Origin of the sequence: Catellatospora bangladeshensis (assembly GCF_016862575.1) — a bacterium.
GTDB classification, from domain to species: Bacteria; Actinomycetota; Actinomycetes; order Mycobacteriales; family Micromonosporaceae; genus Catellatospora; species Catellatospora bangladeshensis.
In genome coordinates, this window is record NZ_BONF01000011.1 from 142,087 (window position 1) to 166,685 (window position 24,599).

At 72.1% G+C, this 24,599-nt stretch carries 27 protein-coding genes; 8 read left to right on the top strand and 19 right to left on the bottom strand.

The annotated features are described in order from the left end of the window. Positions 1 to 167 precede the first annotated feature (167 nt). The 3 genes from Cba03nite_RS11415 to Cba03nite_RS11425 all read left to right on the top strand — a co-directional run bounded on the left by Cba03nite_RS11415 (position 168) and on the right by Cba03nite_RS11425 (position 3,028). Positions 168 to 1,319: a sensor histidine kinase gene (locus Cba03nite_RS11415; protein WP_203745020.1), complete on the top strand. Its 1,152-nt coding sequence runs from the start codon at positions 168 to 170 to the stop codon at positions 1,317 to 1,319. Beyond that, complete coding sequence (locus tag Cba03nite_RS11420) at positions 1,316 to 1,978, top strand: response regulator transcription factor (RefSeq protein ID WP_203745022.1); 663 nt, start codon at positions 1,316 to 1,318, stop codon at positions 1,976 to 1,978. The genes Cba03nite_RS11415 and Cba03nite_RS11420 overlap by 4 nt, the downstream gene beginning before the upstream one ends. Before the next feature lie 438 nt (positions 1,979 to 2,416). Beyond that, complete coding sequence (locus Cba03nite_RS11425; RefSeq protein WP_203745024.1) at positions 2,417 to 3,028, top strand: hypothetical protein; 612 nt, start codon at positions 2,417 to 2,419, stop codon at positions 3,026 to 3,028. A 20-nt stretch (positions 3,029 to 3,048) separates the two neighbouring features. On the opposite strand, the gene Cba03nite_RS11430 is transcribed toward Cba03nite_RS11425, so the two are convergent. Then, complete coding sequence (locus Cba03nite_RS11430) at positions 3,049 to 3,489, bottom strand: VOC family protein (RefSeq protein ID WP_203745026.1); 441 nt, start codon at positions 3,487 to 3,489, stop codon at positions 3,049 to 3,051. Positions 3,490 to 3,757: 268 nt separating this feature from the next. Here Cba03nite_RS11430 and Cba03nite_RS11435 point away from each other — a divergent pair, with 268 nt between their 5' ends. Next, positions 3,758 to 4,261 (top strand): hypothetical protein, encoded by a 504-nt coding sequence (locus Cba03nite_RS11435; protein ID WP_203745028.1) that lies wholly within the window; start codon positions 3,758 to 3,760, stop codon positions 4,259 to 4,261. Between the two features lie 126 nt (positions 4,262 to 4,387). Here Cba03nite_RS11435 and Cba03nite_RS11440 read toward each other — a convergent pair whose 3' ends face one another. From Cba03nite_RS11440 to Cba03nite_RS11475, 8 genes are all read right to left on the bottom strand, one after another. Then, positions 4,388 to 4,870 carry a hypothetical protein gene (locus Cba03nite_RS11440; protein ID WP_203745030.1) on the bottom strand — a complete coding sequence of 161 codons (483 nt, stop codon included), beginning with the start codon at positions 4,868 to 4,870 and terminating at the stop codon, positions 4,388 to 4,390. A 109-nt stretch (positions 4,871 to 4,979) separates the two neighbouring features. Further along, the gene (locus Cba03nite_RS11445; protein WP_203745032.1) at positions 4,980 to 5,594 is read right to left on the bottom strand and encodes a hypothetical protein; all 615 of its coding nucleotides are present in this window, start codon (positions 5,592 to 5,594) and stop codon (positions 4,980 to 4,982) included. Positions 5,595 to 5,669: 75 nt separating this feature from the next. Continuing rightward, a complete protein-coding gene (locus tag Cba03nite_RS11450; protein ID WP_203745039.1) occupies positions 5,670 to 6,011 on the bottom strand; it encodes a VOC family protein in 342 nt (113 codons plus the stop codon). 38 nt (positions 6,012 to 6,049) lie between these two features. Further along, positions 6,050 to 6,658 (bottom strand): hypothetical protein, encoded by a 609-nt coding sequence (locus Cba03nite_RS11455; protein WP_203745041.1) that lies wholly within the window; start codon positions 6,656 to 6,658, stop codon positions 6,050 to 6,052. Between the two features lie 110 nt (positions 6,659 to 6,768). Then, a complete protein-coding gene (locus tag Cba03nite_RS11460) occupies positions 6,769 to 7,917 on the bottom strand; it encodes an aromatic ring-hydroxylating oxygenase subunit alpha (RefSeq protein ID WP_203745043.1) in 1,149 nt (382 codons plus the stop codon). Beyond that, complete coding sequence (locus Cba03nite_RS11465; RefSeq protein ID WP_203745045.1) at positions 7,914 to 9,506, bottom strand: phytoene desaturase family protein; 1,593 nt, start codon at positions 9,504 to 9,506, stop codon at positions 7,914 to 7,916. The genes Cba03nite_RS11460 and Cba03nite_RS11465 overlap by 4 nt, the downstream gene beginning before the upstream one ends. 62 nt (positions 9,507 to 9,568) lie before the next feature. Continuing rightward, complete coding sequence (locus Cba03nite_RS11470; protein ID WP_203745047.1) at positions 9,569 to 9,817, bottom strand: hypothetical protein; 249 nt, start codon at positions 9,815 to 9,817, stop codon at positions 9,569 to 9,571. Between the two features lie 101 nt (positions 9,818 to 9,918). Next, the gene (locus Cba03nite_RS11475) at positions 9,919 to 11,235 is read right to left on the bottom strand and encodes a fibronectin type III domain-containing protein (protein ID WP_203745049.1); all 1,317 of its coding nucleotides are present in this window, start codon (positions 11,233 to 11,235) and stop codon (positions 9,919 to 9,921) included. Between the two features lie 267 nt (positions 11,236 to 11,502). Between Cba03nite_RS11475 and Cba03nite_RS11480 the strand changes: the two genes are divergently transcribed. Continuing rightward, positions 11,503 to 12,714: a cation:proton antiporter gene (locus Cba03nite_RS11480; protein WP_203745051.1), complete on the top strand. Its 1,212-nt coding sequence runs from the start codon at positions 11,503 to 11,505 to the stop codon at positions 12,712 to 12,714. A 6-nt stretch (positions 12,715 to 12,720) separates the two neighbouring features. On the opposite strand, the gene Cba03nite_RS11485 is transcribed toward Cba03nite_RS11480, so the two are convergent. After that, positions 12,721 to 13,296 carry a TetR/AcrR family transcriptional regulator gene (locus Cba03nite_RS11485; RefSeq protein WP_203745053.1) on the bottom strand — a complete coding sequence of 192 codons (576 nt, stop codon included), beginning with the start codon at positions 13,294 to 13,296 and terminating at the stop codon, positions 12,721 to 12,723. Positions 13,297 to 13,424: 128 nt separating this feature from the next. Then, positions 13,425 to 15,086, bottom strand: a complete 1,662-nt coding sequence (locus tag Cba03nite_RS11490) for an MFS transporter (protein WP_203745055.1) — start codon at positions 15,084 to 15,086, stop codon at positions 13,425 to 13,427. A 169-nt stretch (positions 15,087 to 15,255) separates the two neighbouring features. On the opposite strand from Cba03nite_RS11490, the gene Cba03nite_RS11495 reads away from it, so the two are divergent. After that, positions 15,256 to 15,855 (top strand): TetR/AcrR family transcriptional regulator, encoded by a 600-nt coding sequence (locus Cba03nite_RS11495; protein ID WP_203745057.1) that lies wholly within the window; start codon positions 15,256 to 15,258, stop codon positions 15,853 to 15,855. Between the two features lie 103 nt (positions 15,856 to 15,958). Here the strand turns inward: Cba03nite_RS11495 and Cba03nite_RS11500 are convergent, their stop codons facing one another. From Cba03nite_RS11500 to Cba03nite_RS11525, 6 genes are all read right to left on the bottom strand, one after another. Continuing rightward, positions 15,959 to 16,372: a VOC family protein gene (locus tag Cba03nite_RS11500; RefSeq protein WP_203745059.1), complete on the bottom strand. Its 414-nt coding sequence runs from the start codon at positions 16,370 to 16,372 to the stop codon at positions 15,959 to 15,961. Positions 16,373 to 16,455: 83 nt separating this feature from the next. Further along, a complete protein-coding gene (locus Cba03nite_RS11505; RefSeq protein ID WP_203745061.1) occupies positions 16,456 to 16,869 on the bottom strand; it encodes a helix-turn-helix transcriptional regulator in 414 nt (137 codons plus the stop codon). Between the two features lie 215 nt (positions 16,870 to 17,084). Next, the gene (locus tag Cba03nite_RS11510) at positions 17,085 to 17,723 is read right to left on the bottom strand and encodes a GOLPH3/VPS74 family protein (protein WP_203745063.1); all 639 of its coding nucleotides are present in this window, start codon (positions 17,721 to 17,723) and stop codon (positions 17,085 to 17,087) included. A 74-nt stretch (positions 17,724 to 17,797) separates the two neighbouring features. Further along, positions 17,798 to 18,799: an acetamidase/formamidase family protein gene (locus Cba03nite_RS11515; RefSeq protein ID WP_203745065.1), complete on the bottom strand. Its 1,002-nt coding sequence runs from the start codon at positions 18,797 to 18,799 to the stop codon at positions 17,798 to 17,800. A 3-nt stretch (positions 18,800 to 18,802) separates the two neighbouring features. Beyond that, positions 18,803 to 20,248, bottom strand: coding sequence for an APC family permease (locus tag Cba03nite_RS11520; protein WP_373315744.1), 1,446 nt, complete (start codon positions 20,246 to 20,248; stop codon positions 18,803 to 18,805). A 132-nt stretch (positions 20,249 to 20,380) separates the two neighbouring features. After that, the gene (locus Cba03nite_RS11525) at positions 20,381 to 20,797 is read right to left on the bottom strand and encodes a helix-turn-helix domain-containing protein (protein WP_203745069.1); all 417 of its coding nucleotides are present in this window, start codon (positions 20,795 to 20,797) and stop codon (positions 20,381 to 20,383) included. A gap of 194 nt (positions 20,798 to 20,991) precedes the next feature. Here Cba03nite_RS11525 and Cba03nite_RS11530 point away from each other — a divergent pair, with 194 nt between their 5' ends. Next, positions 20,992 to 21,717, top strand: coding sequence for a FadR/GntR family transcriptional regulator (locus Cba03nite_RS11530; protein WP_203745071.1), 726 nt, complete (start codon positions 20,992 to 20,994; stop codon positions 21,715 to 21,717). Further along, entirely contained in the window at positions 21,714 to 22,430 is a 717-nt protein-coding gene (locus Cba03nite_RS11535; protein WP_239125650.1) for a sterol desaturase family protein, read from the top strand. Before Cba03nite_RS11530 ends, Cba03nite_RS11535 begins: the two co-directional genes overlap by 4 nt. Positions 22,431 to 22,483: 53 nt before the next feature. Here the strand turns inward: Cba03nite_RS11535 and Cba03nite_RS11540 are convergent, their stop codons facing one another. Then, on the bottom strand, positions 22,484 to 23,071 hold the full coding sequence (locus Cba03nite_RS11540; protein WP_203745073.1) for a GNAT family N-acetyltransferase: 588 nt from the start codon (positions 23,069 to 23,071) through the stop codon (positions 22,484 to 22,486). Next, entirely contained in the window at positions 23,068 to 24,567 is a 1,500-nt protein-coding gene (locus Cba03nite_RS11545; protein WP_203745075.1) for an APC family permease, read from the bottom strand. Before Cba03nite_RS11545 ends, Cba03nite_RS11540 begins: the two co-directional genes overlap by 4 nt. Between the last annotated feature and the right edge of the window lie 32 nt (positions 24,568 to 24,599).

Sequence of the window (24,599 nt, forward strand, 5' to 3'; positions counted from 1 at the left end):
TGCCCGCCCTCCCCGGACCTGTCCGTCCGGCTCGGGCCGGAGCGTGCCGCGGGGCGCTCGACAGGCCGCAGTCCTTAGGCCGGGGTCGCTTCCAGGCGTACGCCCACCCGCGAAGATGTCGCTCTGTGACGACAGCGGACCAGCCCACGGCGCTCTACGCTCGAAACGTGCCAGGCCACCGACCCACCCGCATCGACACCCTGCTGGCCGCCGGCACCTTCCTCGCCGTGGCGGCCGCCGTCGCCACCCACGGCGGCACTCCCGCCCAGCTGATCACCGGCTACTGCTTCGCCGCCGGGTTCGGCGCGCTGCCCCTGCTGGCCCGCCGCCACCCGGTGCCCGCGCTGCTGGCCGCCGCGGCCGGCGTCATCACCTATTACATGCTCGACCTCGCACCCGTCGGGTTGGCCGTGCACACCGCCGCCGTGCTCTACGTCGCCGCCGACCAGGGCCGGGCACGCGCCGCCGCGCTGGTCGCCGGAGCTCTGCTGGCCTCCTCGATCGCCGCGCGGCTGGCCGAGGGCGACGACCCCTCGATCGTGCTCGGCGTCGACCTCGGCTCCCAGGCCGCGCTGATGGTCGCCGTGATCGCCCTCGGCGACGCCGTACGCAGCAGGCGGGCGCTACGGGCCGAGCTCGCTCGGCAGGCGACCGCCGCCGCCGAGGAGCGCCGCGCCGAAGCCGCCCGGCAGGTCGAGGCCGAACGGCTGCGCATCGCCCGCGAGGTGCACGACACCCTCGGCCACGCCGTCTCCGTGGTCACCCTCCAGTCGGCCGTCGCCCAGGAGGCCCTGGCCGAAGGCGCACCCGACGACGCGCGAGCGGCCCTGGCCGCGATCCACGCCGCCGGCAGCGGCGCCATGTCCGAGCTGCGCGCCACGCTCGGCACGCTGCGCCGCGACACCGGCCCCCGCCACCCCGACCCTGGCATCGGCGACCTGCCCGCCCTGCTCGACGGGGTACGCCGCAGCGGCCTGCCCGTGGACCTGCACCTGGAAGGCGACCTGCAGGCACTGCCCACGGTCGTCGGCACGACCGCGTACCGGGTCGTCCAGGAGGCCCTGACCAACGTCCTGCGCCACGCCCGCGCCAGCCACGCCTCGGTGAACGTCGACGCCACCGGCGCCCGGCTGCGCCTCGACGTCCTCGACGACGGCCACGGCCCCGACCCCCACGCCCGCCAGGACGAGCACGGCTACGGCCTGCGCGGCATGACCGAACGCGTCACCCTGCTCGGCGGCACCGTCGACGTCGGCCCGGCCGACGCGGGCGGCTTCCGGGTCCACGCCGAGCTGCCCCTGCCGGCAGGCACCCGATGAGCCCGCTGCGCGTCGTGCTCGTCGACGACCAGCACCTCATCCGCACCGGCCTGCGGGCCGTGTTCGACCGCGCGCCCGACATCGACGTCGTCGGCGAAGCGGGTGACGGCGCGTCCGCCGTGGACGTGGTGCGAGCTGAGCAGCCCGACGTGGTGCTCATGGACGTGCGGATGCCGGGCGTCGACGGCATCGAGGCCACCCGCCGTATCCTGGCCGACCCGCGCCTGGCCCGAGTGCAGGTCGTTATGCTGACCACGTTCGACGACGACGAGTACCTGTTCGACGCGATCCGCGCGGGCGCGGCCGGGTTCCTGCTCAAGGACACCACTCCGGAGGCGCTGCGCGAGGCCGTGCGCACCGTCGCGGGCGGTGACGCGCTGCTGTCCCCCGCCGTCACCCGCCGCGTCCTGGCTGCCGCCGCCCACGCCCCGGTGCGGGACACCGCCCGGCTGGCGGGGCTGACCGACCGCGAGCGCGACGTGCTGGCGCAGGTCGGGGGCGGGCTGACCAACGCCGAGATCGGCGCGGTCCTCCACCTGAGCCCCGACACCGCCCGAACCTACGTCAGCCGCCTGCTCACCAAGCTCGACGCCCGCGACCGCGCCCAGCTCGTCGTCATCGCGTACGAGACCGGCCTGGTCCGCCCCGGCGAGCGCTAGGATCACCCCGACCTTCAAGGATCTGAGACCGGCAGCGGCGGTCACGCAGCAGCTCGGACATGCGCTGTGCACGTCGTCTCTCGGCCAGGCCGCGCCGTGTCCAGCATGACTGCGGTCGCCTTGATCTGCGTACCGGCACGACATGTCATGTGGACGATACGCGTTATCCTGCGCGCAACGGCTCCCACCTCAGGAGAACCACCGATGCCCGGACGACGGTCCGTTCCCAAGCCGGCCCGCCACACAGGCAGGAGTTCGGGCACCCCGCCGCGAGATCCCGATGCCAAGAGGGATTCGCCCGCCGATGTCCCACGCCCGAGGGTGTCGGAAGCCACCCCCGGCAGAGCACCGTCATCGAACGAACCTGGGCGCGCGTGGAGGTTCGATCAAGCCTTCCTCACCTTCACCATCGCTTTGTTCGCGGTGGGGACGTATGGCTTGCTCATCGGTGACGGCGACACCGAGTTCATGCGTGCCTGCCGGATCTGGCTCGATGGACGTTCGGCATCGGGTGAGCCGCTATGGGGCGAGACCGTCCTCTGGTGGGCTCGAGCCGGAAAGATCCTGCAGTTCGCGGCTGGGCTGGTCGTGATCCTCGACCTCATCGGGCCGGAACGGCTGCGGCGCGGCGGGCAGCGGATGACCACCCGGTTGAGGGCGGTCGTCGCTCAACTATCCGCATTACGTGCCGAACCCGAACGGACGCACAACGGCGCCGTACACTTCGCCGCCGGCATCTTCCTGTTCGGGATCAATCTTCTCCTGCTGAACCTGCTCCTCATGGATTGGTCGAAGGTCACCTCGACCCCGGTCTCCATCGGCCCGTTCGTCGTAGCGCCGATCGCGCTGCTGATCTTCCTTGCCCGGGGACGGCCGGAGCAGACCGCCGGCGCCAGGTTTCCGCTGATAGGAATCGGCTGGCTACTGGCGCAGCTCGTACTCGGCGCACCGGCGGCGCTGCTCGACAAAGCCAACCCGGGCCACATCCTGCGCTGGCTGGGCTTGCTGCTCTTCGTCATCGGATTCGGCCTCGACCTACTGGGATCTTGAACCGGGTGAGAGCGACGGCGCTAGCCCAGCTGCTGGGCCAGCGCGAGGATGATCCCGCTCGGCCCGCGCAGGTAGCAGAGCAGGTAGCTGTCCTCGTAACGCACCACCTCGCCGACGAGCTCGGCGCCGTGCGGGCGCAGCCGGGCGAGGGTGTCCTCGATGTCGTCGACGGCGAACATGACGCGGTGCAGGCCGAGCGTGTTCGGCGGGCTGACCTCCGGCTCGGCCGTGATCGCCTCCGGGTGGTGGTACGTCGTCAGTTCGAGCCGACCCGGAGCACCGGGGACACGCATCATCGCGATCTCGGACCGCACGTCGTCGAGCCCGACGACCCTGCCCGCCCAGCTTCCTTCGATCGGCATCCTGCCTTCCAGTTCCATGCCGAGTGCGGTGAAGAAGGCGACGGCCACGTCGAGGTCGTCCACGACGATGGCGACGTTGTCCATGCGCTTGATCGTCATGTCCCGAGGATATGCGCCGGGTCCGACGCCACCGGCCCAACCGGCCGCGGGCGGTCGCACTTCGCGGCCAGTACGCGACGCCAGGCGGGCCCGCCGCCGAGCTGATCGCCATCACGCCTGAACCCGGTCCGCAGTGGGCAGCGCCGACGCCTCGCCCGCCGGTCCACTCGCCGAGCCGCATAGGCGACAGGTCGTATCTTTCCCGCCGCCGCCCCGCTCTGTTTCGCGACCGTCCAGACAGGGCGGTAAGCAGACGGAGGAGGACGACATGTTCATCGTGGCGACGCAGGACCCGCGCACGCGCGCCTGGTCCGAGGCGCCCGAGTCGGGTGCGGACGCGTGGGGCGCCATCCTGCCCATCGACGCCGGCCTGACCCAGGCCGAGGCCGACGAGCAGCTGGGCAAGTACCTGGCGGGCGTGCAGGCGGGCGAGGCGCTGTGCATCCGCGCGCACGGCAACGACGAGGAGATCGGCGACGCGGCGGCCGGCGCCAAGGACTGGGGCTGGACGTTCAAGAAGCTGGCCCGGATGCTCGCCACCCACCTGACCGCGAAGCCGAGCGTCATCCTGATCCGCTCGTGCGCCGAGAACGTGACCAACTTCCCGGCTCACGTCGCGGTGCGGGTGGAGTCGCACTGGCCGGCCGCCGTCCACCTGTCCGGCGTCCCGATCTACGGCTACAACACCTCGGTCAAGATCAGTTCTCCGGTGCCGTCGCCCACGCAGGTCGTCAAGAACGTGCAGGTCCAGGCGGTCTACATCAACCTGTGAGCGCCGGCGGCCGCTGACGGCGACCCGATGAACCCGATCGCCGTCAGCGGCCGGCGTCCGCACTGCGCCGTGCCGCTCCCTTCAGGGCCGAAGCGCGGTGTCTTGGCGCAGGTCGGCGCTGATCGCCTAGCGGGACGCCTTACGGATCATCAGGTCTGCCGCCTGCTCGACGGTGGCCGCGAACTCATCCGGCGGGATCCTGGCGACGAACACATTGCCCAGGTCCTCCGGGTAGGGATGCGTCTCCCGCCAGAACGCGAAGACGATCACCAGGTCGTCATCCAGATAGGCGTAGCGGGACACGTTGTCGACGATCTCGCTCCAGCACATGAACCGGTAACGCTCCCGGAACTCCGTTTCGTCGGCTTGCAATCGCCGGAAGATCTCCTCCGGCGAGCGCCCCGGAAAGGGGCAGGGCGGGATCTCGCGCCGACGCACCTGCGCAGCGGTGGACCGCATGTAGAGGCAGAGGGACGGGACGAGGGCCGTGTTGTCGTCGGTCGTCAGCCATTTGCCGGCGGCCCACAGGTCGACGGTACGAAGGTCCGTGGGCTGAACCTCTCCCACCTCCACGGCGAAGGTCGCCCGGTCACCGAATCGTCGTGTCATGAGCCCAGCACGGTAGCAGCGCGCCGGGCACCGATCCGTGCAGCGGAGCAGAACGGCACCCGTGCACCGGACCGCCGGGCAACGTCCTCGACTGTGGCGGCCCAGCCGGTCACGCCTTGACCAGGATTTCCGTTCTGATCTCCTGCATCAGGCGTGCGCTGTCGGCTATCGGCCTGCCGCCGTAGAATACCGCGACGCCGACACTGCCGTGGTCGATCCATCCGCAGACGACCACCTTGTTGCCCGCCTTGTCGTCGGTTTCGGCACATCTGAAGTGACCGCCGCGGGGGCCCGCGTCGAAGTCCTGCACGTTCCTGAGCGTGCCGTCGCCCACCAGGGCCATGTGCCGATCCAGTTTGCCGCTCGGGTCAAGGATCAGCTTGGTGATCACCACGAGCAGGAGCCACTTGCCCTTGGCCTTCGGGTCGTCCAGCTTGGCGCCGATCGCGGACGCATGCTCGTTCTGGGCACGGACGTCTTCGACCAGTTCCCGCTCCAGCGCCTGCAATTCCGGGTCAGGGTCCTTGTGCAGGCCGGCGATCTCCGTGTCGAGCACGGCCCGCACCGGCCACTGGTCCCGGATCGGCTCGGTGACCACGGTGAGTAGACCGCAGCAACCCAGGCTCAGCACCATCAGCACGCCGAGCACCCACGGCCAGCGCCGCCGACGCGGGCGCCCGACCGGGGTGACATGCGGTTGTGGGGGCGTGCCGGGTTGGATCATGCGCGGCACTGTACCAACGAATCATCACCCTCGGTGACCGCAGCGGAATCGCGCTCCGCCGGCCGAGGCCGAGGCCTAGGCGGGGCCGCCGCCGAAGCCGATCTCGTTGCCGTCCGGGTCGTGGAAGATCGCCTTGCGCACGCCGTTGCCGTAGGTCTCCACCTCGTCGGGCTGCAGGCCACGGGCGGCGATCTGCGCGAGCCGGTCGTCGAAGTCGCCGAGGAACAGCGTGTGCATCGCGCCGCCCGCCTGCTCCGGCCGCACGTCGATGTACAGGTAGCGGTGCTCGCCCAGCTCCCACACCGCCTCGGTGTCGTTCGGCAGGAACGTCGGCGGCCCGCCGAGCAGCCGCCCGTACCAGGCCACGGCCGTGGCGTAGTCCCGGACGGGGACACCGGCGAACAGGTCCACGCTCATCCCGCCATCGTGACACGGCAGCGGCGCCGGTGGCGCGCTCAGCCGCCCTGCTGTGCGGCGGACAGGGAGCAGTACTGCTCGTACTCGACCCACGGCCACATGCCGACCCGGATCTCGGTGACCCGGCCAGCGGTATCGGTGCGGAAGTAGATGCCCCGGGAGTTTCCGGTGATCCGCTCCTTGGGCGCGACCTGCACCAGCGGGCCGCCGTCGGCCGAGCGCACCTGGAGCACGGTGGCGTTGGCGCCGAACACGCTGGTGACCGTGTCGATGCTGCTGCCGACCCGCACGCCGCCGTAGGTGGCATACGCCGGACTGTTGATCATGAAGGCCAGGACGAGGGTGTCCGCGTCGGTGACCACACCGACGCCGTCGTCGCCGTCGTAGGCGTAGCTGCACCGGTCGTCCTGCGGGCGCAGATCCAGCAGCAGCCCGGTGTCCCGCTCGACCGCTCCCGAGGGCACCTCTCCGACCAGCAGCCCGCGGAAGCCGAACTCGGTGACGTCGGGCTGCTCCCCGGCCTGGTTCTGCCGCTGGGAGGGTTCCGGGCCCGGCGGCTGGGGCTCAGCCTCGCGGCCGCGTATCCCGCAGGCCAGGCTGAGCAGGAGCAGCGCCGCGCCGAACACGCGGGCCGAGTGTCGCTTCATCACGGAGTCCGATCTGCGCCGGCCGATGGCACGTGATCGTCGTGCCGCAGCACGCAAACTAGCGGCAGCCGTGAACGCATTTCAATGGCCGGTCGTCTCGGCCGCTGTCGTCAATCCGCCATCACACCGGATGCCGTTCTCCCCAGCACCGCGAGCGGATCCCGGTACGCGCGCGCCAGCAGCGTCACCCAGTCGTAGATCGCGTTCTCGTTCGGCGCGAGCGGCCCCGGCGTGAAGTGCGGCGACGACAGCCCTCGCTGCACCGACTCGCACGCGGCCCAGTCCTGCCGGTTCGTCACGTCCCAGAAGCCCACCGCGTACGACGGGTCCGTGACCGCCTCGTCGAACAGCCACACGCACTCCACCACCGTCCGGTCCACCGCCAGCGGCGTCATCCGGTGCGCCATCACGTAGTCCGGGTGCAGCGACAGCAGCACGTTCGGGAACAGCCCGAGATAGCGCACGGTGCGCGGGTCGGCGCCGTCGAGCATCACCCCGTGCGAGCTGCCGTCCAGCGACATCGTCTGCGCGTGCTCGCGCAGCTCCATCGACCCGCCGAGCCAGTGGCCGGGCTCGTGCCAGTTGTCGCCGGAGTTCGGCGGGGTGACCGCGCACAGCTCCGGGTGGATCAGCGGGCAGTGGTAGCACTCGTGGTAGTTCTCGGCGATGACCTTCCAGTTCGCGGCGACCTCGTACCGGTGCACGGCCTTGGCCGCGAGCCTCTCCGGCGCGTACGGGGCCACGAGCCGGTCGAGCGTGCCCAGGTGCTCGGCGAACGGCAGCGCGGTGCCGGTCGCGTTGACGAACACCCACCCGTGCCAGTCCACCGCCGGCAGCTCCACGAGCCCGAACCGCTTCGGGTCGAACTCCTCGCCCATCCGCGGCGCGGTGCGCAGCGTCCCGTCGAGGTCGTAGGCCCAGCCGTGGTACGGGCACACCAGCGCCCGCCGCTCGCACGTGCCGCCGCTGGGCAGCAGCTCATGGCCCCGGTGCCGGCAGGCGTTGGCGAACGCCCGTACCCCCTCGCCGGTCAGCGTCACCACCACCGAGACGTCACCGGCCGTCAGCGCATGCTGGTTGCCCTCGGCGGCCAGCTGCGCCCGCCGCCCGACACAGGTCCACGAGCCCGCGAACAGGTGCCGCCGCTCCCACGCGAACACCGCCGGGTCGGTGTAGGCGGCCACCGGCAGCATCCGGGAGTACCCGAACGGGCGCAGCGCGGCGTCCAGGCCGTCGGCCGGGAGCGGCGCGGCGGTCATCGCCGCCCCCGGCGGGTGTCGCGCACGACCTGGCGCACCACGTTGCGGCCCGGGATCCCGGTGACCCCGCCACCCCCGTGTGTGGCGGACCCTGCCTGGTAGAGGCCTTTGATCGGGGTACGCAGGTCGGCGTACCCGGCCGCGGGGCGGCAGTGGAACATCTGCCCCGGGGTCAGCTCGCCGTGGAAGATGTTGCCGCCGATCAGGCCGTACTCGGTCTCCATCTCGTGCGGGCCGATGACCTGCCGCCCGCTGACCGAGGCGGCGAACCCGGGCGCGACCTGCTCCATCCGCGCCACGAGCCGGTCGGCGTACGCCTCCAGCCCGGCCGGGTCGGGCCGCTGCGCCCAGGTGTGCGGCACCCACTGGGTGAACATGCTGACCACGTGCTTCCCCTCGGGCGCGAGGGTCGGGTCGAGCACCGACGGGATGCACACGTCGGCGAACGGCAGCGTGGCGGCCCGCCCGGCGGCGGCCTCCTGGAACGCGGTCTCCACGTCGTCGAGCGACTCCGACAGCACGATCGTGCCGCCGTACACGTCCGGGTCGAAGTCAGGATGGCTGCTGAACACCGGCAGCCGGTCCACCGCGAAGTTGACCTTCACGGTGCCGGAGCGGGTCTGCCACGACTGGATGTCGGCCACGAAGTCCCCGGGCAGCTCCTCGCGGTCCATGAGCCGCAGGAACGAGATCTTCGGGTGCGCGGTGGTGATGACGACCGGGGCGGTGAGCTGCTCGCCGGACTCCAGCGTGACGCCGGTGACGCGCCCGGCGCGGGTGTCGATGCGGGCCACCGGCGCCTGGGTGCGGATCTCGGCGCCGAAGGAGCGGGCAGAGGCGGCCAGGGCCGTGGTGACGCCGCCCATGCCGCCGCGCGGGAAGCCCCAGGCCGCGGACTGCCCGCCGGTCTGGTCGAGGTGGTGGTGCAGGGTGACGAACGCCGTCCCGGCGCTGCGCGGGCCGCCCCAGGTGCCGATGACGCCCGACACCGACAGCAGGCCGCGCATCGCGTCGGACTCGAACCGCTCCTCGACCAGGTCGGCGACGCTGGCGGTGAACAGCCGGGTCAGGTCGAACGCGGCCCGCACGTCGACCTTGCGCAGCGTCTTGAGCAGCCCGGCCTGGGCTAGCAGGTCGCCGGGGTGCTTGGAGCCGAGCTTGGGCGGGATCGCGTCCAGCAGCGGGCCGACCTTGGCGCCGAGGCCGCCCAGCCAGGACTCCCAGCGCTCGTAGGCGCCCGCGTCGGCCTTGGAGAACTTGGCGATCTCGTCGTGGCGCCGCTGCGGGTCGCCGGCCAGGAACAGGTGGCGGCCGTCGCGGCGGGGCGCGAAGTAGGGGCCCTGCGGGTAGACGTGGTAGCCGTGCTCGGCCAGGCGCAGGTCGGCGACCATGTCGGGCGGCAGCAGGCTGACCACGTATGACAGGGAGGTCACCAGGAAGTCGGGCCCGAAGGGGCGCTCGGACACGGCGGCGCCGCCCACGGTGTGCCGTCGTTCCAGCACCACCACCCGGCGCCCGGCGCGCGCCAGGTAGGCGGCCGCGACGAGCCCGTTGTGCCCGCCACCGATGATGATCACGTCATGCGTCACGCCACGAGTCTGACTGACTGACCACTCAGTTGGGAAGACCCATGTTCACCAGGCGGCATTCGTCACCGTAAGTAGCTCAGGGCTCCGGACAGCCGCGACGACCAGTCGTCGTAGGGGAAAGGCGTCCCCGACTGCTCCTCGAACCAGTCCATCTGCCGATCGGCGAACCAGGCGAACAGCGCGAACGGCCCCACACACACCACCACCACGGCACACAGGGTCAGCACGCACAGCACGACGGTCACCACGACCGCCACTGTGAGGATCTTCCGGCTCTGCTCGTCCGGCTGCGGGTTCACTGGTTCGCTCACGCGCGGCAGCGTAGACGGCTCCCGCACGCGATGGGGGGCGCGAACAGCCGAGCGCGCGACCGGCAGCCGGTCGCGCGCTCGGAACGTCCTTCAGAGTTGCCCTACACGTCGCCGGGGTCGCCCGGCTCCGGGTCGGGCGAGGACTCCGCCGGGGACGGCGAGGGCGGCTCGCTCGGCGACGGCGACGGCGCGGCCGTGGACGGCTCCGGGGACGGCGACGGCGAGGGCTCGACCGGCGACGGCGAGGTCGGCGGCGCGGACGGCGGCGTGCTGGGCGGCGACGCCGTGGTCACCGTGACCAGGTTGCTCGCGGGCGACAACAGCCCCGCCCCGTTGTAGGCGACGACCCAGAACGTGTACCTGGTGCCCGGGGTCAGCTTGCCGACGGTGACGCTGGTGGAGCTGGTCCAGCCGATCTGCACGCCGCTGCGCACGATCCGGTAGTAGGAGATCCCGCCCGAGCCGCCGTCGGCCGGCGGCGACCAGGACAGCCACACGTTGTGCTCGTCGGAGGCGACGGCGGCCAGGTTACGCGGCGCGCTCGGCGGCTGCGGCGGGCGCGGTGTCGCCCCCGCCGTCGGGGCGGGCGGCGTCCAGGTGGGCACCGGCGTCGGCTCGCCGGTCTTCATCGGCAGCGGCGCCGCGCTCGACGTGGGCGGCGCGGTCGGCAGGGTGACGGCACCGCTCTCGCCGGTGGCCACGCCGGACGACAGCCCCGGCGACGGGACCCCGCCCTGCATCGACATCGGCCGCTCCCCGCCGCCCCTGTTGAGCAGCACCACCATGACGGCGACCGTGGCCAGCACGGCGACCGACACGGCCACCAGCACCCGCCGGTCGGGACCCGAACTGGCCCGTCGTGACCCGGGGCCGGAACGGCGCGGCGCGTCCGGGTCCGGCGCGGGCACGGCCGCCTGCTCGGCTGGCGCCCGCAGCGGCGTCTCCGGCAAGGAGCGCTCCGCGGCGGTCACGGCGGCCGGCGCGGCTGCGGGCTCGGCGGCCTGCGCCGCGGCGGCGGCAGCGGCAGCAGCGGCGGCGGCGGTCACGGCGGCGGGATAGTCCGGCACCGCGTCCACGGCGGCTCGCGCGGCCAGCCACGCCGACGTCGCCCGCTCCAGCCGGATCTTCTCCTGCTGGGGGCTGCTGAAGGCCACCACGGTCGGCAGGACGACCTGCTCCCAGGCCGTCCCCGGCAGCGCGGCGCCCCGCCGGATCGCGTCCCAGATCGCGGTGAACTCCTGCCGCCCGACCTCCATCGCGTCGACGCGGCTGTCGTGCTCCGCGGCGTCGAACAGGTCCAGCAGCCGCCCGTGCACCTGTGCGGCGTCATGCCCGCCGGTGATGTCGGACAGCAGCCGTCCCAGCTCGGTGATCAGAACGCGGGCGTGTTCCACCTGCTCGGACTGTGGCTGCGCCACTACTGCCTCCCCTGAAGTCGTGCCACGGCACGGTGCGTCCCGTCCGGAACTGGCGCCGAGCCGGTCAGGGGCCCTGCGGCATCAAGATAAGCGAAAGATCACCGCAGCGGTACACCGGGTCGTGAGTACCGTTCGGTTACGCCGACCGATCGAGCGCAGCAACCCATGCCCGCCGCCGCGGCCGTTAAACCACCCGGACCGCAACTCTCCGAGAACGATCCGCGAACCAGGCGAAATCGCCCACAATAGGGGGATGTGGGGTAGCCGGTGCTCGCCGTACTGATGCTGGGCGTGGTGCTCGTCGCGTGGGCCGTCGTCTCACGCCGGGCCCAGCGCTACAGCGTCACCGTCCCCATCGCCATGGCCGCCTCCGGCCTCATCCTCACCAGCGGCAGCCACCCGCTGGTCGACGTCGAGGTCACCGGGCCCGTCGTGCGCCATCTCGTCGAGCTGACCCTCGCGTTCGTCCTGTTCACCGACGCCACCGACATCAGCATGCGCTGGCTCAAGGAGCAGCGCGGCGTACCCATCCGCATGCTGCTCATCGCCTTTCCCCTCACCGTGCTGCTCGGCTTCCTGGCCGGGGTGCCGCTGCTGCCCGGCGCCGGCTGGTGGGTCTGCGCCATCATCGGCGCCGTCCTCGCCGCCACCGACTCCACCCCGATCCTGCCGATGCTGCACGACGACCGGCTGCCCGCCGGCACCCGGCACACCATCACCGTGGTCAGCGGCCTCGACGACGGCCTGGCCGCCCCCCTGGTCCTGCTCATGCTCGCCGGGGCGCTGGCCACCGTCGACGTGCAGAGCGTCCTCATCGAGCTGCTCATCGCCCTCATCGCGGGCGTCGTCGTCGGCGTCGGCGGCGCCAAGCTCATCACCATGGCCCGCCACCTGCGCTGGAGCACCGTCGAAGCCGAACGCGTCGGCGTGCTCGCCCTGGCGATCACCGCGTTCTCGGCGGCCGAGGTGCTGCACGGCAACGGCTTCGTCGCCGCGTTCGTCGCCGGCATCGCCACCCGGGCCACCGCCCCGGGCATGCCGCGCAGCTCGCTGCAGACCGTCGAGGACTTCTCGACGGTGCTGTCGGCGGCGGTGTGGTTCGTGTTCGGCTCGCTGATCGTGCCCGCGTTCATGGACGGCCTGGAGTGGCGGGTCTTCGTGTACGCGTTCCTCAGCCTCACCCTGATCCGCATGCTCCCGGTCGCGCTGTCGCTGCTCGGCACGCACCTGCCGTGGCGCGAGCGCTGGGCGCTGGGCTTCTGGGGGCCGCGCGGCCTGGACAGCATGGTGCTCGGCATCATCGCCCTGGAGCAGCTGTCCGGCCTGGACGCCGACTGGGTCGCCGACGTCGTCGTGGTCGTCATCAGCCTCAGCATCCTGGTCCACGGCCTGTCCGCCCGGTACTTCGCCCGCTGGTGGCTGCACGGTCCGCGTACCAGGCGGCACCCGCCCCGGGAACCGGCGGCCGACGTGAGCTGACGCCGGTCAGGGGCGGGCGCGCACGATCTCCAGCGCGACCGCGAGCGCCGCCGCACGCGTCGCCTGCTCGTCGTCGTCATCGCCGGGCAGCAGCACGGGGCCTTCGAGCGCCACGAGCGCCGCCTGGGCCCGCACCCGCCCCGCGAGGTCCGCGCCGGGCCCGGACAGGGCCAGCAGCAGGCGCCGGTGGGCCTGGCGCATGTCGGCCACCACCGGCAGGCGGCTGATCTCGGCGTAGTTCTGCCGGATCAGCCGGAGCAGGTCCGAGCCCCACCGGCCGCGCTGCTGCGCGAGCTCGCACAGCAGCCACTCGCAGGTGGCCGGGCTGGCGGGCCGGTGCGCGGCGTCGTCGAGCAGGTCGCCGAGGTCGTCGACGTACTCGCGCAGGATCGCGGCCAGCAGGTCGTCCTTGCTGCGGTAGTGGAAGTACAGCGCCGCCTTCGTGACGCCGAGCCGGTCGGCGATCTCGCGCAGCGAGGTGTTGGCGTAGCCGCGCTCGGCGAACATCCGCAGCGCGACGGCGAGCGCGCGAGCCCGGGTGTCCCCGCGTCGCGCGCCGCCGCCGGCGTCGGGCTGCGTCATGCTCGTCTCCTTCCTCGGGTCGTGGGGCCGGGCGGGGTCTGCGATCCTTCCGGACCGGGTGCCGGGTGGGCGTAAGTTCAGGGCCGCCGCGGAGGTCCGCGGCGGCCCTGAGTGTCAGGCGTGCTCGCTCACGTGCGCGCCGTGACGGGGCGGTTGTCCCCGGCGCCGTCGGGCTGGAGTTCGACCTGGTCGAAGGCGGGGGCGCCGTCGATCGCGTCGGCGGCCACCGCGGCGGTGCGGGCGGCGTCGGGCAGGTCGATGCTGGAGCGCAGGGTGACCGGCTTGAGCAGCAGCGCCGCGATGACGCCGACCACGGCGATGCACGCGGACACGATGAAGATGTGCCCGGTGGCGTCGCCGTACGCGGCGGTGACGATGTGCCGGATCGGCTCGGGCAGCGCGGCGATGTTGAGGCTGCCGCCCCCGGCCGAGCCGCCGCCGGTGGGGATGCCCGCCGCGGCCAGGTCGTGGGTGATCTGGTCGGTGACCCGGTTGGCGAGGATCGCGCCGAGCACCGAGACGCCGATGGTGCCGCCCAGCGAGCGGAAGAACGCCACGGAGGAGCTGGCCGCGCCCATGTCCTTGAGCGCGACCGAGTTCTGCACTGCCAGGACCAGGTTCTGCATGCTCATGCCGACGCCCGCGCCGACGGCGAACATGGCGATCCCGACGAACCACAGCGGGGTGAGGTGGTCGATGGTGCCGAGCATCGCGAAGCCGCCGACCAGGACGATCGCGCCGGTCACGATGTAGGGCTTGACCCTGCCGCTGCGGGTGATCATCCGGCCGGACACGATCGACGAGGTCAGCACGCCGGCCATCATCGGGATGGTGAGCAGCCCGGACTCGGTCGGGGTGTAGCCGCGGCCGATCTGGAAGTACTGGCCCAGGAACACCGCGCCGCCGAACATGGCCATGCCCACGGCGAGGCTGGCCAGGATGGCCAGGGCGGTGCCGCGCTTGGTGACGATGTGCAGCGGCACGACCGGCTCGGCCGCGCGCGCCTCGACGAGGGTGGCCAGCGCCAGCAGCAGCACCGAGCCGCCGGCCATGGCGGCGGTCTGCCAGGACAGCCAGGCGAACGAGTGGTCCACGAACGAGATCCAGATGAGCAGCAGGCTGACGCCGGAGCTGATCAGCGTGATGCCCAGGTAGTCGATCTTCACGTTGTCGCGCTTGACCGTGGGCAGGTGCAGGGTGAACTGCAGGACCAGCATCGCGATCACGGCGATCGGGACGCCGATGAAGAAGCACCAGCGCCAGCCCAGCCAGGACGTGTCGGCGATCAGGCCGCCCAGCAGCGGGCCGCCGACGGTGGCCAGCGCCATCACCGCGCCCAGGTAGCCGTTGTAGCGGCCGCGCTCGCGCGGCGGGATCATCGCGGCGATCGCGACCTGCACGAGCGCCTGCAGGCCGCCGACGCCCAGGCCCTGGAAGGCGCGGGCGGCGATGAGCTGGCCGGCGTCCTGGGCGAAGCCGCTGACCACCGAGCCGACCACGAAGATGCCGATGGCGACCTGGATGAGCAGCTTCTTGTTGAACAGGTCGGCGAGCTTGCCCCACACCGGCGTCGCTGCCGTGGCGGTGAGCAGGGTCGCGGTCACGACCCAGGTGTACTGGGTCTGGGTGCCCTCGAGCGCGCCGATGATCTTCGGCAGGGCGATCGACACGACGGTGCCGGACAGCATCGCCACGAACAGCACGAGCAGCAGGCCGCTGAGGGCCTCGATCGTCTGCCGGGTGGTCTTCGGTGCCGCGGCGGACGCGTCGACGGCTTGTGGTGCGCTCATGCGCACGCCTCCAAGGTGGTTCCGGGGGTTGGGCTGCGGGCCCCGCGCGCGGGTCGGCAAGGCGGTGCCGGTGCGCGCACGGGGCCCGCACGCCCCAGCATCCAGAATCGTTTCCCATTGCGCAAGTTTTCCCAATGGGAAACCAGGCCCGGACCGCTAATCTGTGGTCGTGACCACACCCACGGGGCTGCGCGAACGCAAGAAGGAGGCCACCCGCCTCGCCCTGCACCACGCCGCCCTGCGCCTGGCCGCCGAGCACGGACTCGACCACGTCACCGTCGAGGCCATCGCCGACGCCGCCGAGGTCTCCCGGCGCACCTTCTCCAACCACTTCTCCAGCAAGGAGGAGGCCATCGCCTACGGCGACACCGTCCGGCTGCGCCGCCTCGTCCAGATCCTGAACGAGCAGGACCCCCGCACCGCGCCGTGGGACGCGCTCACCGCCGCCGCCCGGCAGCTCACCGCCGAGACCTTCGCCGACACCGACCCAGGCTGGCTCGCCCAGCGCCGCGAGCTGCGCCGCCACCCGTCGCTGGCCGCCCAGCAGATCGCCGCGTACACCGCCATCGAACGCGAACTCGCCGACCAGATCGCCCAGCGCCTCACCGGCCCCGACCTGCCGCTGCGCGCCCGCCTGCTCGCCGCCACCTTCATGACCAGCCTCCGCGTGGCCATCCAGCACTGGATCGACCACCCCGGCCGCCCGCTGCTCGCGCTCATCGACACGGCGCTAGCCGCGGCCGCCCCGGCAGAGCGCGGCGCCCGGTGACCCGGCACGGCGGCCGTGGACGGGACACGGCGCTGCCCGCGACCTCGACGGTGGCGGGCAGCATGAGTTCAGCCGCCACGTGACCCGCCGCGAAGCACCGGTCTCAGGAAGGGCTGCCCTGCTGCAGGATCCGGACGGGATTGCCGAACGGGTCGCGGATGCCCATGTCGGTGCCGTAGAAGTGGTCGGTGGGTTCCTGCGTGAAGTCGGTGAAGCCGCCCGCCTTCAGTGACTCGTACAGGCCCCGGACGTCGTCGCTGATCAGGACCAGCCCCGTCAGCGCGCCCTTGGTGACCAGCTCGCGGAGCTGCTCGGCCGTCGCGTCGTCGTGCAGCGGCGCGCCCGGCTGCTCCAGGGAGATCTCGGTGCCGCCGCCGGGCGCGCGGACCGTCAGCCAGCGGTAGGAGCCCTGCTGGACGTCGTTGCCCTTCTCCAGCCCGAGCTTGCCGACGTAGAAGTCCAGCGCCTCGTCCTTGTCGAGGACGTAGATCGACGCGACGTTCAGTTTGGTGATCATCAGGTTCTCCTCGGTGCGCGGTGATCGACGTTTCGCCAGGCTAGGCGAGTTGCCCGAGCCGCGGCTTATCCGGAACTGCTCGATCAGGCGGCGGGCGCGGCGGCTGCCGTCCGCGGCCGGGTGTGGGCCATCAGAGCGCAGTTGGGCACGCCCACGGGTCTGGGGCCGCCGCGGTAGGCCGACGGTGCCTGCCCGACGATCTCGCGGAACGTCCGGCTGAACGTGCCGAGACTGGCGAAGCCGACGTCGAAGCAGATCTCGGTGACGCTGCGGCCGGTCTCCCGCAGCAGGAACATCGAGCGCTCCACCCGCCGCCGCTGCAGGTAGCGGTGCGGCGTCTCGCCGAACACGTCGCGAAAGCAGCGGCTGAAGTGCGCCGGGGACAGGTGGGCGACCGCCGCGACGGCACGGACGTCGAGCGGCTGGGCGTAGGCGCGGTCCATCGCGTCACGGGCGCGCAGCAGGCGCCGGTTCAGTTCCTCGGCCTCTCGGCTCACGCCGCCATGCTAAAGGCCGGGCCGCTGACCTGCATCTTCGACGTCCTAGCCGGAAGCTGCGCACCTGTCCTCCGGCCGGGCACACCGGACCCCGCCACAGCCGTGAAGATCGCCGGTTCGTGTCGAAACCTGCGGTCTGACCACAGGTTTCGACACGAACCGGCGATCTTCGCCAGGCGGGCGGGGTCCGGGCGGCCGGCAGGCGGGCCAGGCGGTCAGGCGTGGGACTGGAGGGCGACCGCGGCGACGGCCGTGTCCAGGGACTTTGCCAGGTCGCGGTGGCCGGGCGGCAGGGCGCGTTGCAGCTGGGTCAGGCGGTCGCGGACCTGGGCGGCGGACAGGGACGGCGCGACGATGTCGAGGCCCACGGCGGTGGCCAGGGCGGCGAGCAGGGTCGAGTGCGGGTCGAAGTCCGTCGGTCGGCCTAGCAGGAAGCCGAGCCGGACCGCGGGGCGCGTGGCCGCCATCGCGTCCGCGGCCGGGTAGCGGGTCTGCGTACGGCCGGTGAAGGTGCGCGAGGTCTCGCGCCGGATCAGGCCCCGGGCCGTCATCCGGTAGGCGACCAGCTCGACGATGTCGGCGCGCAGGTGGGCGATCCAGTGGTGCAGCGCGTGGCCCGCGCCGACCCGTTGCAGCTGCACGACGACCTGGTCGTTGACCGGGTCGCCGGTCTGCCCCGCGGTCCACCCGGCCAGCTTGCCGTCGGTGACCGTGAGCGTGCCCGCCAGCAGCAGCTCCCCCAGCGCGGCGGCGGCCAGGCCGCAGCCGAGCATGTCGCCGCTGATGCGCACCTTGCCGCTGTACTCGTCATGTGCCATGTGGAACAGCTCATCGGCCAGCGCGAGCTCTGCCATCGATTCCCCCCAATGGACCCCGGAAACGCGATGTGGCCGGGGCCATCGCCCCGGCCACATCACTGTGAAAACCCTCAGCGGTACGCCGCACCGGCCGCCCGCAGCCGCGCGTGCACGCCGTCGTACCCGCTCGCGCGCAGGTACGACTTCGCCACCTTCGCGACCATCGTGTAGTTGGTGTCGCAGACGTTGCCGACCGGCGCCTCACCGGCCTGGCTGACCAGCTGCAGCGCGTCGAGCAGGTCGAGGCCGGTCAGCTCGGACACCCAGGTGACCAGGTCGTGCTGGCTGATCCGGTACGCGTCCTCCAGCGGCCGGGCCGAGCCGGTGGCCATCAGGTGCGTGTCGGACTCCAGCCGCGGCCACGGCGTGGACACGCCCTTGATCAGGTCGACGACGAGCACGGTGTCCATGGCCGCCTCGACCGCGACGCCGGACACCTCGCCGTGGCCCTGCCGGGCGTGACCGTCGCCGACGGCGAACAGCGCCCCCTCGACGTTGACGCCGAAGTACGCGGTCACGCCCGCGCGCAGCTCGGGGGTGTCCATGTTGCCGCCGTGCGCGTCCGGGGTGATCGTCATCCGGGCCTCGAACGCGCCCGGCGCGACGCCGACCGTGCCGTGCATCGGGTCCAGCGGCAGGTCCACGACGAACTCGGAGTTGCGGGCCGAGTAGCGGGCGGTGCCCGCGGCCAGGTCGAGGTCGTACACCCAGACCCGCTCCTCCAGCGGCGGCTGCAGCGTCGCGGTGTGCGACGTGGAGGTCAGCGCCCCGAAGTGCGGGAAGGTGCTGGACACGGCCCAGTCTCGGGCCGGGGTGATGGACACGAAGTGCAGGGCCAGGGTGTCGCCCGGCTCGGCCCCCTCCACGTAGAAGGGGCCGGTGACCGGGTTGAGGTACGGGAAGCGGCACACCTGCGAGGGCAGGTCGCCGAAGCCGCGTACCACGCCGCCGAAGCAGTCCTCGGTGCGGATCTTCAGCACGTCCCCGGGGCGGACCTTGGCGACCGGCGGGTTGCCGCCGAACGTGTAGGCCAGCTGCTCCGGCGTCGGGTCGAACTCGATGAACTCCCCCACGAGCTACTCGCCGCCCATGCCGGACAGCTTGGGACGGCGCCCGATCGCGTAGAGCACGCCGAGCACGACTAGGCCGAGGCCGACCCAGATCAGGCCGGTGATCTGCGAGTGCAGCTGCATGTGCACGAGCACCGCGATGAGCAGGCCGGCGCCGACCAGCGGCACGATCAGGTGCAGGAACCAGTTGCGGCTGCCGTTGCGCACCACGTAGTGCCAGATGACGGCGGCGTGCAGCATCAGCCAGGCGACCATGGCGCCGAAGTTCACCATGGTGGCGATCAGGGTGATGGTGTCCTCGCCCTTCTCCAGCAGGAAGTACAGCGCGCTGCCGGAGATCGCCAGGGAGATCACGGCGGTGAACAGCACCGCGTTGACCGGGGAGGCGTGGCGGCTGGACACCTTGGCCAGGAAGCCGGGCAGCTGCTTGTCGCGGGCCATGGCGAACAGCAGGCGCGACAGCGCGGTCTGGGCCACCATCGAGTCGGGCAGGCCCCACGCGATCGCGGTGGCGACCAGGCACAGCGTGGCCAGCCACGGCGCGCCCGCGGCGGCCTCGGCGGCGGCGTAGAAGGCGTTGCCGACCTCGGCGGGGTCCGCGCTGGCGATCAGCGCGGCGCCGTCGGTGACGAACAGCGACGCCACCCAGGTCTGGGCGATGAAGATGAGACCGGCCAGCAGCAGCACGACCGACATGGCCCGGCCGACCTGGCGGGCGCCGCCCTTGCTCTCCTCGGCCAGCATCGAGATGCCGTCGAAGCCGAGGAAGCTCAGCGCCGCGACCGACACCGCGCCCAGCACCAGGCCGAAGCTGAAGTTGTCGGAGCTGAAGAACGCGGTGGTCCAGTCGCCGTTGCCGCGGCCCTCGGCCAGCCCGATGACGCCCATGACGAGGAAGATGCCGAGCACGGCCAGCTCCGCCGCGATCATGATGTTGATGGCGACGGCGGTGAGCCGGATGCCGAAGTAGTTGATGACGGCGTTGATGACGACGAAGCCGACCAGCCAGATCCCCGCGTGCACGCCGGGCACCGCACCGTTGATGGTCACCGACGCGACCAGGTACAGCAGGCCGGGCACCAGGAAGTAGTCGAGCATGATCGCCCACCCGGCGACGAAGCCGACCGCCGGGTGGATGCCGCGCCCGGCGTAGTTGTACACCGAGCCGGCGATCGGGAACGCGCGCACCATCTGGGCGTACGACGACGCGGTGAACAGCATGACGACCAGGCCCGCCACGTACGCGAGCGCCACCATGCCCGACGACGCCTGGTACACCGAGCCGAAGATCGCGAACGGGGCGATCGGCACCATGTAGATCAGGCCGTAGAACAGCAGGTCGGTGAAGCTCAGCGAACGGCGCAGCTGCGGGGTGTACCCGAACTTGCTGAGATCGGGATCACCGGCCGGGGTGGCCGCGTCCCCCGTGGCCGCCGTGGCAGGCGTTAGCACGGACATTGCCGATCCTCCAGAAGTCGTCCGATGTTCAACCGAGAGTGGCGTGTCGCACACGCCCGGCCTCCCATTGGCGACCACTGATGGCTTCCCGGAAAGGTGTCCTGCCCGGACAGATGCAGGCGACGGCTAGTTGTCCGCGCCGTCCAATGCGGCCAGCGCCTCCCGGACGAACGGATGGGTCGCCGACAGGTTCGTGTCGGCGAGCACCATCGACAACAGGCGCCGCGCATCGGCCACGGAGCCGCCGTCGTCGTCCCGGCGCCGCCGCCGGCGCCCGTCGCTGGCCTGCTGCTCGGCGCGCACCGCTGGCCACAGCACGGCCAGCGCGCCGCCCGTCTGCAGCACCTCGTCGCAGCGGCGGGCCAGGTCCTCGGTGGGCCAGCGCTCGCCGGACTCCACCTTCGCGATGGTCGCCTCGCTGTGCGGCATCCGCTGCGCCAGCCTGCCCTGCGAATACCCGCGCATGCTGCGCCACCACCGCAGCTGCGTCGCGAAGTCACGTGCCGCGGCCGCCTGCTCGCGGCCGGTAGATAGCTCGGTCAAGACCCGCCTCCGAGGGGCCGTGTGTCCACAAAGGACGTACCGTATACCGCGCCCCCCATGCGGCGGAAACCGCAGACAGTAAACAGCAACCCGTTGCACGAGTCCATGCATGTATTCATGCAATCGCATTCATGTTCGTGCCATAACTGGTCTGACCACTTGACCACCTGACCAAGGTGTCGCACCGTGGACGCATGGCCCTGGAACGCATTCAGCGACGCTCTTTGCCCGGCGAGGTCTACGACCAGCTCCTGCGCGAACTCGTCGACGGCGGCTACCCCGCCGGGCAGCCGCTGCCCAGCGAACGCCGCCTCGCCGAGGCCCTCGGCGTCAGCCGCCCCGCCGTACGCGAGGCGCTGCAGCGCATGTCCCACGCCGGCCTGGTCGACGTACGCCAGGGCGGCGCCACCACCGTCACCGACTTCCGCCGCTCCGGCGGCCTCGACCTGCTCCCCCACCTGCTGCTGCCCGGCGGCGGCATCGACCTGGCCGTGGCCCGCAGCATCCTGGAGGCCCGCCTCGCGATCGGCCCGAAGGTCGCCGAACTCGCCGCCACCCGAGGCGGCCCCACCGCCGCCGACGTGCTCGACCGGGCCGTCGCCGAGCTGGCCGCCGACACCGACCCGGTCGGGCGGCAGCGGCGCGCACTCGTGTTCTGGGAGCACGTCGTCGAGGCCGCCGACTCGATCGCGTTCCGGCTCATGTTCAACAGCCTGCGCGCCGCGTACGAGCCCGCGCTGCCCGCCCTGGCCACCGTCATGGCCGCCGAGGTCGACCGGATCGGCGACTACCGCGCCCTCACCGCCGCCGTCGTCGCCGCCCGCCCGGACGACGCCCACCGCCTGGCCCACGACCTGCTCGGCAACGCCACCCGCGAGCTGCTGCACGCCATCGACACCCTGGACGGAGACCGGCCGTGACCCCCGGCGACCGCCGGGCCGCCGAGCACGCCGCACGCCGCCGCCTGGCCGCCGACGAGGCCGACACCGGAGCACGCCGCACCGCCGTACCCCTGTCGCAGGTCTTCGGCCGGTTCTGGCGGCACCCCAGCCCCTGGCTCATCCTCACCGTGTTGGCCGCCGCGGTCGCCTGGCGGCTGGCCGAGGGCGGCTGGCAGGCCGCCGACCTGTGGGCGCCCGCCGTCCTCGTCGCCCTGTTCCCGCTGCTCGAATGGGTGATCCACGTGTTCGTCCTGCACTGGCGCCCACGCCGCGTCGGCAGGCTGACGCTGGACACCGAACTCGCCCGCGACCACCGCCGCCACCACGCCGACCCGCGCGACATCCCGCTGGTGTTCATCCCGTGGCGCTCGCTGCTGGCCGTCATCGCCGGGTACACGACCGCCGCGCTGCTCGCCTTCCCGCGGCTCGGCCAGGCGCTCACGTTCATCGCGGCCGTCGCCGCGGCCGGGCTGGTCTACGAGTGGACCCACTACCTCGTCCACAGCGACCACCGGCCCCGCAGCCGCCTCTACAAGGCGGTCTGGCGCAACCACCGGCTGCACCACTACCGCAACGAGCACTACTGGTTCACGGTCACCACCAGCGGCACCGCCGACCGCCTCCTGGGCACCTGCCCCGACCCGGCGGCCGTCCCGGTCTCGCCCACCGCGAAGAACCTGCACGCGTCATGAACGAAGCCCCGCTCCCGGGAGCGGGAACGGGGCTTCGCTGCGTCAGCCGCGCGTCAGCGGGGCTCGCGCCACATCGGGAACATCGGCGGGCCGTCCTCGGGCAGATGGAACGGCTCACCCAGCGGCTCGAACCCGTACCGGGCGTACAGCGCCGCCGAACGCGGCTCGGCCGCCTCCAGGTACCCGGCGACACCCGCCTCGTCCAGCCTGGCCAGCTGGCGCTCCAGCAGCCGCGCGCCCAGCCCCGTGCCCTGTCGATCCGGCCGGGTGGCCAGCAGCGCGAGGTGGAAGTGCGGCCCGTGCGGGTGGTGCTCGGCGAACGTCGCGTCCAGCATGGCGAACCGCGGGTGGCGGTCCCCCACCAGCGCGTCCAGCCGCTCGTCGTACCGGTCGATCCACGGGGCGTCGGCGGTGTTGTCGAACCACACCGCCACCGCCTCGTCGCCGATCGTGTGCACCACGCCGTGCTTGAGGCCGTGCTCGGCGAACCAGCTGAACTGCTCGCCCAGCAGGCGCACCCGCAGGTCACGGTCGGCCACCAGCCACTGCGCGGTCGGCAGGTCGGCGAACGCCGCGGCGATCAGCGCCCCGGCGGCGACGACGTCGACAGCCGACGTCCCCGCCGCCTGGTCGCTCGTCATACCGGCACCCGTTCGCCGGCCGGGGCCGACACCTCGGTCCGGCCGCCCTCGACACCCTTGCCGATCGCCTCGTACAGGGCCGGCTTGCTGCTGCGCAGCACCAGCGCCCAGATCACGCCGACGACCGCGAGCAGCAGGTACAGGCCCGGCAGGATCCACGCGGCGGGGTCGCCCTCCTCGACGGCGAGCATGGTGCCGTAGTCGCGCACCGTCTGCTGCACCGCCCAGATCAGGAACAGCGCCGACAGGACCGGGGCGATGACCCGGGTCCACAGGCTCTCGCCGCGCTTGTTCTTGGCGAAGTAGAACACCACCGCGACGCTGGTGCCCGCGAGCAGCAGCAGCACGCCGAAGCCGCCGGTCATGCCCAGCCAGAAGAACAGGTGGGTGAACGGGTCCAGCTCGAAGATCGCGTACACGGCGATCACGGTCAGGCCGATGACGCTCTGCAGGATCGACGCGGCCACCGGCGCGCCCGAGCGGGCACCGGTGCGGGCCAGCGAGCGCGGCAGCACGCCCTCGCGCGCCAGCGAGAACGTGTAGCGGGCCACGGTGTTGTGGTAGGACAGCATCGCCGCGAAGGCGCTGGTCACCAGCAGCACGTTGCCGGCGTCGGCGAAGAACGAGCCCAGGTGCTCGCCGGCCAGCACGAACATCAGGTCGGCCTGCGCGGCGTGCTCCTGCGCCTGGGCGACGATGTTGTCCGGGCCGGTGGCCACGGTCAGCGCCCACGCGGTCAGCGCGTACACGAACACCATGACGGCCAGGCCGCCGAAGGAGGCCAGGGCGATGGTGCGCTTGGAGTCGCGCGACTCCTCGGCGAACACCGGCGGGGCCTCGAACCCGACGAACGCGGTCACGGTCACCGTCAGCACCGCGCCCAGCGCGCCGCCGACGAACAGGTTGTCCGGCGAGAACGCGGCGAAGCTGACGCCGTCGGCCGGGTTGGCGATGAACACGACGTCGTACAGCAGCACGATGGCCAGCTCGGCGACGAGCACCACCAGCAGCAGCTTGCTGTTGATCTCGACGCGGGACAGGCCCAGGACCGTGGTGGCCAGCCACGCGACCAGCGCGAGGATCCACCAGGACACCTCGACGTTGAACATCATCGCCAGCAGGCCGGAGCCGGCCGCGCCGAAGATGCCGTAGAGGCCGACCTGCAGCAGGTTGTACGCCAGCACCGCGCCGAGCGCGGCGGCGACGCCGGCCGGGCGGCCGATGCCCTGCGAGATGTACGAGTAGAACGCGCCGGCGTTGCGGATGTGCCGGGACATGGCCACGTAGCCGAAGGTGAACAGCGCCAGCGCGGCGCCGATGAGCAGGATGCCCAGCGGGAAGCCGATGACCTGGACGTTCGCCCAGCCGGCGACGATGACGCCGCCGATGACCATCAGCGGGGCGGCCGCGGTCAGCGCGAACGACGCCACGGAGGCCGAGCCGAGCCGGTCGGCGGCCAGCGCCGACGACAGCGCGGAGCTAGGGGGTGCGGACACGGGGTTGCTCCTTACAGGGGGGTGAGGGGGTG